The following is a 13,577-nucleotide window of genomic DNA, read 5'->3' on the forward strand; positions in this document are numbered from 1 at the left end:
TAACGAAACAAGCCTTCCAATTATGGAAGGCTTGTTATAATATTTAATTCAAATTGAATATTTAAACTTAAGGTTTAGATATTTCAAAATTGACTGATTTACCTTTGATGGTATTGGTATTCATTACGTTAATTACATGGCTGGCATCTTTTTTAGGGATGTCTACAAAAGAAAAGCTGTCATAAATATCAATTTCACCAATACTTCCACCGGATACTCCGGTTTCTCCTGCGATAGCACCAACAATGTCATTAGGACGAATGCGGTCTTTTTTTCCTAGGTTCAAAAAGAGTCGAGCCATATTAGGTTCTCTTTCTTTTTTATTACCTCTTCTACCACTGCGATCACCTCTTTCTCCATTACGGCCTCTTGTTCCCCTATCGTTGCGGTCTCTTTTTCTTCTATCGTCTCTTCCACCACGATCTTTATCGGGGGTAAAGTTCATTTCTTTGAATTTATCAATGGCTTCTCCCAGTTGCATTTTCACCAAACTCAAGGCGACTTGCTCTATAGATATGCCTTCGGCAAGAAGACTTTCTACTGCTTGCTCATAGATGCTATTGTCTTCTTCCTTTGCAAGTTGCCTATGGATATCTTTAGTCAACTGATCTTTTTTCATTTGAATAAGCTGATCCACGGAAGGAGGTGCAGCTTTTTCTATTTGGGTTTTAATAAACCTTTCAAGATCCCTCAATCTACCGGCGTCTCTTCTTCCTGACACAAAGCTGATGGCAGTACCTGACCTACCGGCCCTTCCGGTACGACCTATTCTATGTACATAATTTTCTTCATCAAGAGGAAGATCATAATTAAAAACTGCTTCAACGTTTTCTACATCAATGCCCCTTGCAGCTACATCTGTTGCTACTAAAACCGAACAATGTCCTTTTCGGAACTTGTTCATAACCTTGGTTCTTTGTGCTTGAGACAAATCACCATGTAAAGCCTCCGCAGGAATGCCTTTTGCTGTAAGCTCTTCGGTTACCTCATCTGTAACCCTTTTGGTGTTACAGAAAATTACACTAAGCTTATACTGATGAAGGTTAATAAGTCTGCTTATTAAATCCGTTTTTAAACCGGACCTTACATCAAAGTACAATTGAGAAATATTTTCAACTGTAAGTTCTTTTCTTAAAACCTTGATGATTTCCGGATCTGTTTGGTATTTTCTAGTAAGCTCTAAAATAGGCTTAGGCATGGTAGCAGAAAAGAATACTGTTTGCCTTTCTATTGGCATTGAACTAAGTATTTTCTCAATGTCATCTCTAAAACCCATGTCTAGCATTTCATCAGCTTCATCCAACACAATGATGCTAACTTGGCTTAGATCCAAGGTTCTTCTATCCATATGGTCCATAATTCTGCCGGGAGTACCCACCACAATTTGAACACCTTTTTTTAAACTTCTAATTTGCCTGTCTATAGATTCACCACCGTAAATACAGGTAGAAGAAATTTTCCTATTGTATTTGGTTAGTTTGACGATCTCTCCTTCTACTTGGACAGCAAGTTCTCTTGTGGGGCATAAAATTAGAGCCTGTGGTTTCTTGTTATTGCTGTCAATGCGGTCAATAATCGGAATTCCGAAGGCCGCAGTTTTACCGGTACCTGTTTGAGCCTGGCCAATGACATCAGCTCCTTGTAATAATAGAGGGATGGTTTGTGCTTGAATAGGGGAAGGTTGGGTATAGCCCATATCTTCCACTGCCCTTAAGATTTCTTCCGAAACCCCAAGGTCTGAAAATAATATTTCTTTTTCCATGAAATGTTCCTTACTTCTCAAAGCCACGGTATTCCCAAATATCCCAGTGTCGATCAACAATAAGGAACCCCACGGCGTAGGAGAAAAATGTATATTTTAAATAAGTTGCAAAGGTATAAAAAATTAACTTAGCTTACAACTATTACCAAGCAGTTTGTAAAATATATGCTAATTTTCAGGTGGTTTTGCTAAATTATATTTTGAATATAAATAAAAAAAGGGTCGAAAGACCCTTTTTTTATTTTATCTAAAAACTTTGGGTTACCTTTTGTCAATAGGAACGAAAGGTCTTTCTGTACTACCTACATAGACTTGTCTCGGTCTACCAATTGGTTCATTGTTTTCACGCATTTCTTTCCATTGTGCGATCCAACCTGGTAGTCTTCCCAAGGCAAACATAACTGTAAACATATCAGTAGGGATACCCAAAGCCCTATATATGATTCCTGAGTAGAAATCAACATTAGGATAAAGTTTTCTATCTACAAAGTACTGATCATTTAGTGCAGCACTTTCAAGTTCTTTTGCGATGTCTAAAACAGGGTCATTGATACCTAATTTCTCTAAAACATCATCTGCGGCCTTTTTGATTATCTTAGCCCTTGGATCAAAATTTTTGTAAACCCTGTGTCCAAAACCCATTAATCTAAAAGGATCATTTTTGTCTTTGGCTTTCTCCAAGTATTTCTTAGAATCACCCCCATCTGCTTTAATGGCTTCAAGCATTTCAATTACAGATTGGTTGGCACCTCCATGAAGTGGGCCCCAAAGTGCATTGATACCTGCAGAAATAGAAGCATAAATACTGGCTTGTGAAGAACCTACAATTCTTACTGTAGAGGTAGAACAGTTTTGTTCGTGATCTGCATGAAGAATTAATAATTTATCTAAGGCTTTTGAAATAACAGGATCAATTTCATATTTCTCAGAAGGCAAGGAGAACATCATTTTCATGAAATTACCACAATAATCAAGGCTGTTGTCAGGGTAATTTACAGGATGTCCCATTTTATTTTTATAAGCCCAAGCAGCAAAGGTTGGCATTTTAGCCAATAACCTAACCATACTTAGCTTGATCTCCTCATCAGTGTTGTTTGGATCCAAAGAATTTGGATAAAATGCAGTAAGAGAGCAAATCAATGAAGAAAGAACTCCCATCGGATGTGCTACTGATGGAAATCCGTCAAGTATCTTCTTGATGTCTTCATGTACCAAGGTGTGGTTTGTGATTCTTCCTGCAAAATCATTGTACTGCTCTGTTGTTGGTAGTTCACCATTGATCAACAAATAAGAAACTTCTAAGAAATTTGAATTCTCAGCTAAGTCTTCAATATTATAGCCTCTATACCTTAAAATACCTTTCTCCCCATCTAAAAACGTTATGGCACTTTTGGTCGATCCGGTATTTTTAAAACCCGGATCAATGGTAATTAACCCCGATTGGCCACGTAGTTTTGCAATATCAACCGCAATTTCATTTTCTGTACCTTCGGTGACTGGAAGATCATATTCTTTACCTTTAAAGGATAGTTTAGCAATATCCGACATGTGTTTATTATTAAATGATTTTATAAAGTTCCTAACTTATTCAGTTAAAATAAATTTGAATACAATTTAGTAAAATTTGCGCAATATTTTTTAAAAATATGGCGTAAATGCTGTAGGAAAGTCTTTCTGTAATTAAAATTATATTTGGAAAAAAGTATTACCTTCCCCAGTAAAGCAATTATTGTATCCATAAATTCATCTATCCAAATATATTATCTGTTGAATTGACCAAATTTATTTTAAGAGTTGATTAATGTTTAGTATGCAAATAAAAAATGCCCTAAAAGGGCACTCTTTAACAAAAATGTTCGAAGACCTCAACCAAGTGATCACCGATCATCTGAGCGTTTCTTCCTTCAATGTGGTGTCTCTCAATGAAATGAACCAACTCTCCATCCTTAAACAAAGCCATTGCCGGCGAGGAGGGAGGATATGGAAGTACCAATTCCCTAAATTTGGCGACGGCATCTGCATCGTTACCGGCGAATACTGTTGCCAAAACATCCGGTTGCTTGGATGCTTTTTCCAAAGCTGCTCTAACACCCGGACGGGCTGCACCTGCTGCACATCCACATACTGAATTTACTACGATAAAGGTAGTTCCTTTATGCTCACTAAGGTGATCTTCTACATCCTGAGCGGACTTGAATTCCTTGAAACCTGCTTCTGTAAGCTCTGCACGCATAGGTGCAATCAATTCTTCTGGATACATATTACTTTTGTTTTATTGTATTTTTATAAAAATCCCAATTCTAACTTCGCTACTTCCGACATCATGTCTTGAGAGTAAGGTGGGTCAAAAGTGAGTTCTACTTCTACATTATTTACTCCTTCAATACTGCCAACACTTTCTTTTACCTCTGAAGGAATGGATTCCGCTGCAGGACAATTAGGAGACGTAAGCGTCATTAAAATATAAACATTGTTTACAGGGTAAACAGTTATTTCATAGATAAGACCAAGCTCGTACACGTCTACAGGTATTTCCGGATCGTAAACATCTTTTATGGCGTTGATCACCTTTCCCTTTAAGGCTTCTTGATCGTCGGTTGATTGCGCTTTATTTTCCATAGCTGGTTTATGCGTTAATTTTGGCTTTGTAAGCTATTGCAAATAATTTCATTTGTTTGATCATTGCAGTAAGACCATTGGAACGCTGTGAACCGATGATATTACCCATGCCGATCTTTTCTATAAAGTAAAGGTCTGCATTGATTATCTCATCAGCCGGTTGCCCGGAAAGTACCCTAATTAAAAGACTGATTAACCCTTTGGTGATATCGGTATTGGAGTCAGCCTGAAAATGAACCTTCCCCTCTTCTAAACTACTTGTTAACCAAACCTTTGATTGGCAACCTTTGATGATATTGTCCTCGACTTTATCTTTTTCAGGAAATTCAGGCAATTGGTCTCCAAGTTCCATGATATAATAAATAGTGGATTCCTTGTCATCACCAAGAATTTCAAATTCACCAATTATTTCTTCCTGAATACGGTTTATTTCTGACATTAATTTTTCCTTTTTGAGATTCTTTTCAAGCTCTCAATTAGCCTGTCAATTTCTTCTATGGTATTGTAAACAGCAAAAGAAGCCCTGACAGTTCCCTCTACTTGTAACCTATCCATAAGTGGCTGGGTGCAATGGTGGCCGGTTCTCACCGCTATGCCCGAAGCATCCAACATTAAGCCTACATCAAATGGATGAATATTATTGATTCCAAAGCTTAATACACTAACTTTTTCTTTGGCTGTTCCTATGGGAATAAACCCTTTAATTTCACTGCTTCTTTCAACGGCATGCTTTAATAGCAGATTTTCATGATCTCTAATGGCCTCTTTCCCCAATTTGTTGACAAATTTGATGGCTTCACCAAATGCAATTACATCTCCAATATTGGGTGTCCCGGCTTCAAATTTATACGGCAGATCATTAAAGGTTGTTTTTTCAAAGCTGACCTCCTTGATCATTTCTCCTCCTCCTTGATAAGGGGGCATTGCTTCCAAAAGCGCTCGCTTTCCAAACAAAAAACCTACCCCGGTAGGGCCATAGACCTTGTGTGCAGAGAAAGCGAAAAAATCACAATCCAAATCCTGAACGTCTATATCCAAATGAGCTGTACTTTGAGCAGCATCCATAAGGAATTTCGCCCCAACAGCATGGGCTTGTCGGATCATGTCTTTGATGGGATTGATCGTACCCAAAGCATTGGATGCATGGACAACGGCCACTAGCTTAGTCTTCTCAGAAAGCAATTGCCGATAGGCTTCCATGTCCAACTCACCATTGTCATGAATTGGGATTATTTTTAAAATCGCTCCTTTTTCTTCACATAAGATTTGCCAAGGCACTATATTGGAGTGGTGCTCCAAGGTGGAAATGATAATTTCATCTCCCTTTTTAATAAAAGCCCTACCAAAAGTACTTGCTACCAAATTGATACTTTCTGTTGTTCCCTTGGTAATTATTACTTCTTCTGATGACGGGGCATTGATAAACTCCCTGACTAGATGTCGCGTGTTTTCAAAGTAGTCTGTGGACCTGGAAGCCAAAGTATGTGCTCCCCTGTGAATATTTGAATTGTCTAATTCATAGTATTTTCGCAAAGCTTCAATCACTTGAGTGGGCTTTTGCGTGGTTGCAGCATTGTCAAAATAAGCCAAAGGCCTTCCGTTTACTTCTTGGTGAAGTATTGGGAAATATTCCCTGATCTTATCTTCAACTATTATTCCTGAGTTATTTTTAATTGCTGCCTCCAAGTCGTTCATGTACTATTTTTTCACAGTAATTTTTAAAGGATTCATTGGTGATATGGTTCAGAACCTCTCCTGCAAAGGCATAAAGCAACAATGATTTTGCGCTTTTTTTGCCAATACCCCTTGCTCTGAGATAAAAGAGTGCCTCTTCATCCAGTTGACCTGTAGTACAGCCATGTGAGCATTTCACATCATCTGCCCAAATCTCAAGTTGCGGCTTGGTATTTAAAATCGCATCCTCTGACAACAATATATTGTTGTTTTGCTGAAAAGCATTTGTTTTCTGGGCATCTTGCCTTACAAAAATCTTTCCGTTAAATACACCTCTGGACTGGTCCGTTAAAATACCTTTATATAGTTCATTCGATTCTGAATGAGGCATTTTGTGGTCCACATTGGTATGGTTGTCAACATGTGTCTTTCCATTCAGTAGGTAAAGCCCGTACATATTGCCCACACAATTGCTTGCGTTGATATTGAGACTAAGGTTATTTCTTAGCATTTCTCCACTTAAACTCAACAACACGGAAGTGAAGGTGGCATCCCTAGCGATTTCTGTCCCTGTATTGCTTACTCCAAGTTCAGATTTATGACCGTCTTGAAGCTTATAATGTCTGATATGCGCATTGTCTTCCACATTCCATTCAGCCACTTCGTTGAGAAAAACTGTGGACTCATTCAAGTAAACGGTTATCTCTATGACTGTAGCCTGACTATTTTTGCCTGCATGGTAAAAGGTTCTTGGTTGAACACATTGGCCTGTAGCGTCTGTATTAACAAAGTCCACCAATACGATGGGTTGCTCTATAATTAATCCTTCAGGAATGTCAACTCTGATTCCTGATTCAAAGCAAATGGAGTTTAATGCGGTGAAAGCATCTTTATCAACCGTTTCGATGGATCCTATTTCACTAGCTTGTGACTTATCCAACTCAGAAAAGGGCTTTACAGAAAATGCCGCATCTTTAATATTAGATAATTCAGGGTCAAATAGACCATTGTTCCTGACAAGGGTATACCCGTCAAGTGAGTTAATCAATTGATTGTTTTTGATTATTTCAGCAAGATTATCAATTGATTGGGGAGAAGAATAATTTTCTACCTTGTCAATGACCCGCTTGGTGATATTTGTATATTTATATTCCTCTTCTTTCAAAGTAGGAAAACCGGTATCATTAAGCGATGATTTTGCAACAGTTTTCAAATCCTTGAAAGGGTTTGAATCGTTTAAATCCGCCTGCTTAGAAAGGAATAATTCTACCAGTTTATGATCTTTCTTTGTTGATAATGTCATTAGAAATTATAATCTTGGATTAAAACTAAACCGTTGCTCCTGATAATTCATCTTTGATCCAGTCGTAACCTTTGGCTTCAAGTTCTAAGGCCAATTCTTTAGTTCCGGATTTCACAATTTTACCTTTGTACAATACATGAACATAATCCGGTACAATATAATCCAACAAACGCTGATAATGAGTAACAACTATTGTTGCATTGTCTTTTGATTTTAGCTGATTGACTCCATTGGCTACCACTTTAAGTGCATCAATATCCAAACCGGAATCAGTTTCATCCAGAATAGAAAGGGAAGGTTCCAACATGGCCATCTGAAAAATTTCATTCTTTTTCTTCTCTCCACCGGAAAACCCTTCATTCAAAGCCCTGCTCAATAATTTCTGATCAATTTCGACCAATTTCATCTTCTCTTTCATTAATGAAAGGAATTTTACTGCATCCAAAGGGCTTTCACCTCTGTACTCTCTTACTTGGTTTACAGCCGTTCTAAGGAAATTTGTAGAGCTTACTCCCGGAATTTCAACAGGGTACTGAAATGCCAAAAACACACCTTCCCTAGCTCTATCTTCAGGGCTTAGTTCCAATATGTCCTTACCCTTAAAGGTTACAGATCCTTCAGTGACTTCATATTCCTCACGTCCCGCCAAAACTGAAGCTAAAGTGGATTTTCCTGAACCATTTGGTCCCATGATGGCATGTACTTCACCAGGTTTGATCTCAAGGTTTATACCATTCAGTATCGGGCTGCCTTCAATTGCAGCATGTAAATTTTTTATTGATAACATTTTTCTAATTTTTTAACCTACGCTTCCTTCTAAAGTAAGGGCCAATAATTTTTGGGCCTCTACGGCAAATTCCATTGGAAGTTGATTGAGTACTTCCTTTGCATAACCGTTAACAATTAATGCTACAGCATCTTCAGAGCTTATTCCTCTTTGGTTACAATAGAAGATTTGATCTTCTCCAATTTTTGAAGTAGTGGCTTCGTGCTCTACCTTGGCAGAAGAATTTTGGATGTCTATATAAGGGAAAGTATGTGCGCCACATTTATCTCCCATCAATAGTGAATCACATTGAGAGAAATTTCGTGCGTTGCTGGCACGCTTCATGACTTGTACCTGACCTCTATAAGAATTTTGTGATTTGCCTGCAGAAATCCCTTTAGATACGATCCTGGAACGAGTATTTTTTCCTATATGAATCATTTTTGTACCTGTATCTGCTTGTTGGAAGTTATTTGTAACCGCAACAGAATAAAATTCTCCTATTGAGTTGTTTCCTTTAAGTATACAGGATGGGTATTTCCAAGTAACTGCAGAACCTGTTTCTACCTGAGTCCATGAAATTTTTGAGTTGTCACCGGCACATATGCCTCTTTTGGTAACAAAGTTATAGATGCCACCTTTGCCATTTTTATCTCCTGGATACCAGTTTTGAACAGTTGAGTATTTAACCTCTGCATTTTCCGCAGCATAGATTTCTACAACCGCAGCATGAAGTTGATTCTCGTCTCTTTGAGGTGCAGTGCAACCCTCCAAATAAGAAACGTAAGACTGATCTTCTGCAACAATTAGTGTTCTCTCAAATTGACCGGTATTGGCTGCATTAATTCTGAAATAGGTGGACAGCTCCATTGGGCAACGCACACCTTTGGGTATATAACAAAATGAACCATCTGAAAATACAGCTGCATTAAGGGCAGCATAGTAATTGTCAGTAGCAGGAACAACAGATCCAAGGTACTTTTTGACCAATTCAGGATGTTCTTTCACTGCCTCACTGAAGGAACAAAAGATTACTCCAAGTTTTGAAAGTGTCTCCTTAAAAGTAGTTCCAACTGATACTGAATCCAATACCACATCAACTGCTACTCCTTGAAGTCTTTTTTGTTCGTTTAGTGAAATACCAAGTCTTTCATATATTTTCAAAAGTTCAGGATCAACATCACTGATACTTTTTGGCTTGCTTTTTTGTTTTGGAGCTGAATAAAACCTCAAAGATTGAAGGTCTACTTTAGGATATTGAACATTTGCCCAAGTAGGCTCTTCCATCTTACTCCACTGTTCAAAAGCTTTAAGGCGCCAATCTAAGAGCCATTTAGGCTCTTCTTTTTTTGAAGAAATCCATCGAATGATGTTTTCATTTAAGCCAATAGGAGCCTCATCAGTTTCATAATCAACCGACCAGCCATGCTCATATTCTTTGGATGTTAATTCTTCTAAGATTTCATTGTCCTTGCTCATAAAAAAGAGTTATTTAGACTAATTATATTTTGAACCACAAATATACAACATTAATCTATTTTTTATTGTTCTAAAAGTGGCCAAATAATATAAAAATACTTTTATTTATGAATATAAAAACCTGAATATCAGAAGGTTATTGTTTAAAAAAATACTATAGTATCCAATAGTAAATATTGAAAAAACCATATACAATATATGAAAATCTAAATAAATTTTTTATTTAGATTTAATCTTAATAATTAATTTATGCCTATTTTTTGTCGGTAATTAAGTGGATTGGTCTGTTGATACTTTCTTCAAGAACAATTAGAGTTTCTGTCCTGTCAATCCCTTCCACTAACTGAATTTTATTAAGGACATCTCTTAGATGATTGGTGTCTTTACAAATTATTTTGGCGAAGATGCTGTAATTACCGGTAGTATAATAAGCATTGATGACTTCAGAAATGTCCTTTAGTTTTTCAATAACCGTATCGTATAAGGAACTTTTTTCCAAATAAATCCCTAGAAATGCCGATATATCGTAACCTAATTTAGAATAGTCAATGTTCAAAGTTGCACTCTTTACAACACCAAGGTCTTCCAACTTTCTCATCCTTACATGAACAGTACCGGAAGAAACGAAAACCTTTTTAGCAATTTCGGTATAGGGGGTTTTAGCATCTTTGTTGAGTAGTGAAATTATTTTCAGGTCTACATTGTCAATATCTAAAATTTTATCCATTTTTTATCAAGTTAATTGTTAATTCCAAAATAAAGATCAGCTTAAATTATTAAATTGTCAAAGAATTTATTAACTATTTTTGATTTCAAGAATAAGAATTTCAGTTTTTCAAATAAAAGATGGCTGTTTTTTGCCAATTAAAACTGCTTGATAAAACCTTAACCGACTTTGATTGCCAAATAAATTACTACTATTTAAGTTTTAAATAACTACAAATGACTAATTTTTTTAGAAAATTCTAGTGTAATGGTAGATTCATTGTTTTTCCAATGGCTTAATTTTTAAGCAAGACCATTTTCTTCATCAAAGTAAGGATGAATGGAGTTTTGTCTGAAAATTCACTGTTCTTATTGAAAGAAATAAGGAAAAGCTTATCTTGGTTCCAAATTGTAAAACCATTAAATTATTTTGAAATTGAGATTATCCTTTATCCTACTTTTCTTTTTTTTATTCCAAAATGTAGACGCTCAAGAAAATAAACGCTCATTAGGCCATCAGGACTATGATGCTTGGGAAACCATAAAAAGTAAGCAAATATCAAATGATGGAAAGTGGGTCTCATTAGAGATTTCCTTACAAGACGGAGACGGAAGGCTTGAACTGATTGAAGGTAGTTCTAAGAAGAAGAAAGCATCTTTTCCTAGACTAAGCCATGCTGTTTTTTCTTCAGATAGTGATTGGATGATTGGTTTGATTCAACCGGAAAAAGATAGCATTCGCAAATTGAAGCTTGATAAGGTAAAGAAAGAAGATTTTCCAAAGGATAGTTTATTGCTCCTTGAATTGAAAAGTGGAGAAAAAACAAAAATTCCTGATATCATCGGTTTTAAATTACCTAAGAAAGAAAAAAGATGGTTTGCTTACCACCAATCCATGATGGCAGCCCTTGATTCAAGTGCACACAAGCCTGAATCAAAAGAGGAGAAGACATTTGATTTAAAAGTTCAGGAATTTGGCACTGATAGGACCTATAGCTTTACCAAAGTATTGGATTATGGTTTTTCTGATAATGGGGAGCGCATGTATCTGGTTAAAAAAGAACTTGATACAATAGCCGCTTCAATATCCCTCACTATCCTTCACTTGGAGTCCGGCCAATCGATAATGCCCATTGATAATTTGACTTCATATAAGTTTCCGGTCTTTTCTTCAGAAGGGAATCAATTTGCCATTTTGGCTAGCCAAACAGCTCCTGAGGAAGAGTTGAAATCTTATCAATTGTTGCTACTGGATGTCAAGGATGAACTTAGGGTTTTAAAGGAAGTGCCTAAGGTTCCTGAACATAATATAAGTAAACATTTTTCCCCTGCATTTTCAGGTTCCGGTAAGTTTTTGTTTTTTGGATGGCAGCCAATGCCCAAAGATTACCCATATTTAAAAGACACGACTATTTTGGAGGAAGAAAGGGTGGAAGTTGATATTTGGGGCTGGCAAGACAAGGAGATTCAGCCCATGCAAATTAAAAACCTAAAAAATAAAGAAAAAGAAAGCAACTTGGCCATATACCATATCGCTACTGATGAGATCATTGATTTGGGTGAATCCAATAGTAATCAAGTGCATTTCAATCGATTTAAAAAAGGGGACTGGGTGATCAAACGTGACAACAGCCCTTACAGAAGGAATTACAGTTGGGATATCCAATCCGGGGAAGACCTTAGTAGGGTCAATTTAAATACCGGTGAGGTGGAATTATTAAAAGAAAATTTGATTGGTAGGCCAAGGATTTCGCCTGCAGGGAAATATGTGTATTGGTACAATGCTCCCGACAGCTCCTGGAAAGCCATAGATTTAAAAAGTAAGGTTGAAATTGAACTTACAGCGGAGATTGAAGATTTTTTTTACAATCAACTACACGATAGTCCTTCCTTACCCGGAAGCTATGGAAATGCAGGCTGGACTACAGATGATCAGTATTTTCTCGTTTACGGCCAATATCATATATGGAAAGTAAACCCCTTGCAAACACATAAAGCGAAAAATATAACCAAGGGTGAATCTGAAAATGATCACATGACTTATCGATTGGTGAATTTAGATACTGAACAGGACCATTATGAGGTAAATAAAGAAATGGTGCTGAGTGGTTTTGACCAAGAAACTAAAAGTAGTGGCTATTTCCTAGGAGATTGGGAGGGAAATAAACAACCCGAGGAATTGGTTTTTGGGAAAGCCAATTACAGTGGCTTGAAAGTTTCGGAAGACAATAGTCATTATATATATCAAAAGTCTACTTTTAAAGACAGTCCGAATGTATTCTATACTAATGCTACCTTCCGGAAGCAGCAACAATTAAGTGAAATCAATCCACAGCAAAGTAGGATTAAATGGGGGGAAGTGGAATTGGTAGATTTTCTATCCAATGATGGGGATCCGATGAAAGGCCTACTTTTTAAGCCTGAGAATTTTGATCCTCAAAAGAAATACCCAATGATGGTTTATTTTTACGAGAGAAGGTCAGATGCCTTGCACCATTATTACTCTCCGGTACCATCAGCTTCCATTATCAATATCCCCTATTTTGTAAGCAATGACTATTTGGTTTTCGTGCCGGATATTAAGTACAAAGTTGGTCTGCCGGGCCCCAGTGCTTTTGACTGTATTGTTCCTGGAGTACAGGCTATGATAGCTAAAGGTTTTGTTGACAAAGAAAATATAGGGATACAAGGACAAAGCTGGGGAGGTTACCAAGTGGCTTATATTATTACCCAGACCAATATGTTTAAAGCAGCAGGAGCAGGAGCCCCTGTAGTTAATATGACTTCTGCCTATGGAGGAATTCGCTGGGGTTCAGGGATGAGTCGGATGTTTCAATACGAACAAACACAGTCCAGAATAGGAGGGACGCTTTGGGAAAAGCCATCGCATTATATTGAAAATTCTCCATTGTTTTTTACAGATCGAGTAGAGACCCCAACGCTAATCATGCACAATGACCAAGATGGTGCTGTGCCTTGGTACCAAGGGATAGAGTTTTTCATGGCTTTAAAAAGGAATAATGTCCCTTCTTGGTTGTTGGTTTACAATGGAGAGGACCATAACCTAAAAGAAAGAAAAAATAAAAAAGACTTGAGCATTCGCTTGTCTCAGTTTTTTGACCATTACTTAAAAGGAGCAAAGGCTCCATTATGGATGACAGAAGGAATTCCGGCCATAGAAAAAGGAAAGACTTTAAAATATGAATTAAGTGAGAACGATTAGTTCCGGGACTTAATCTCAATAGTTATTCTATTTAAATTAAAGTGCA

11 protein-coding genes are annotated in these 13,577 nt (G+C 37.1%); 1 reads left to right on the forward strand and 10 read right to left on the reverse strand.

The annotated features are described in order from the left end of the window. Positions 1-67 precede the first annotated feature (67 nt). The 10 genes from Q4534_RS05790 to Q4534_RS05835 all read right to left on the reverse strand — a co-directional run bounded on the left by Q4534_RS05790 (position 68) and on the right by Q4534_RS05835 (position 10,330). Entirely contained in the window at positions 68-1,762 is a 1,695-nt protein-coding gene (locus Q4534_RS05790; protein ID WP_303612224.1) for a DEAD/DEAH box helicase, read from the reverse strand. A gap of 261 nt (positions 1,763-2,023) precedes the next feature. Further along, the gene (locus tag Q4534_RS05795; protein ID WP_014022688.1) at positions 2,024-3,310 is read right to left on the reverse strand and encodes a citrate synthase; all 1,287 of its coding nucleotides are present in this window, start codon (positions 3,308-3,310) and stop codon (positions 2,024-2,026) included. Positions 3,311-3,605: 295 nt separating this feature from the next. Next, positions 3,606-4,022 (reverse strand): BrxA/BrxB family bacilliredoxin, encoded by a 417-nt coding sequence (locus tag Q4534_RS05800; protein WP_014022687.1) that lies wholly within the window; start codon positions 4,020-4,022, stop codon positions 3,606-3,608. A gap of 23 nt (positions 4,023-4,045) precedes the next feature. Then, on the reverse strand, positions 4,046-4,381 hold the full coding sequence (locus tag Q4534_RS05805; protein WP_303612225.1) for a DUF59 domain-containing protein: 336 nt from the start codon (positions 4,379-4,381) through the stop codon (positions 4,046-4,048). Positions 4,382-4,388: 7 nt separating this feature from the next. Beyond that, a complete protein-coding gene (locus Q4534_RS05810) occupies positions 4,389-4,820 on the reverse strand; it encodes a SufE family protein (RefSeq protein ID WP_303612226.1) in 432 nt (143 codons plus the stop codon). Beyond that, positions 4,820-6,076 (reverse strand): cysteine desulfurase, encoded by a 1,257-nt coding sequence (locus Q4534_RS05815; protein ID WP_303612227.1) that lies wholly within the window; start codon positions 6,074-6,076, stop codon positions 4,820-4,822. The genes Q4534_RS05810 and Q4534_RS05815 overlap by 1 nt, the downstream gene beginning before the upstream one ends. Next, positions 6,051-7,358: a Fe-S cluster assembly protein SufD gene (sufD, locus tag Q4534_RS05820; protein ID WP_303612228.1), complete on the reverse strand. Its 1,308-nt coding sequence runs from the start codon at positions 7,356-7,358 to the stop codon at positions 6,051-6,053. Before sufD ends, Q4534_RS05815 begins: the two co-directional genes overlap by 26 nt. Before the next feature lie 25 nt (positions 7,359-7,383). Continuing rightward, complete coding sequence (gene sufC, locus Q4534_RS05825) at positions 7,384-8,145, reverse strand: Fe-S cluster assembly ATPase SufC (protein ID WP_014022682.1); 762 nt, start codon at positions 8,143-8,145, stop codon at positions 7,384-7,386. A gap of 12 nt (positions 8,146-8,157) precedes the next feature. Further along, complete coding sequence (gene sufB, locus Q4534_RS05830) at positions 8,158-9,603, reverse strand: Fe-S cluster assembly protein SufB (protein WP_303612229.1); 1,446 nt, start codon at positions 9,601-9,603, stop codon at positions 8,158-8,160. 253 nt (positions 9,604-9,856) lie between these two features. After that, positions 9,857-10,330, reverse strand: coding sequence for an Lrp/AsnC ligand binding domain-containing protein (locus tag Q4534_RS05835; protein WP_014022680.1), 474 nt, complete (start codon positions 10,328-10,330; stop codon positions 9,857-9,859). Positions 10,331-10,738: 408 nt separating this feature from the next. Here Q4534_RS05835 and Q4534_RS05840 point away from each other — a divergent pair, with 408 nt between their 5' ends. Then, a complete protein-coding gene (locus Q4534_RS05840) occupies positions 10,739-13,531 on the forward strand; it encodes an alpha/beta hydrolase family protein (RefSeq protein ID WP_368509147.1) in 2,793 nt (930 codons plus the stop codon). The last annotated feature ends 46 nt before the right edge of the window (positions 13,532-13,577 follow it).

Origin of the sequence: Cyclobacterium sp. 1_MG-2023 (genome assembly GCF_030546805.1) — a bacterium.
Classification (GTDB): Bacteria; Bacteroidota; Bacteroidia; order Cytophagales; family Cyclobacteriaceae; genus Cyclobacterium.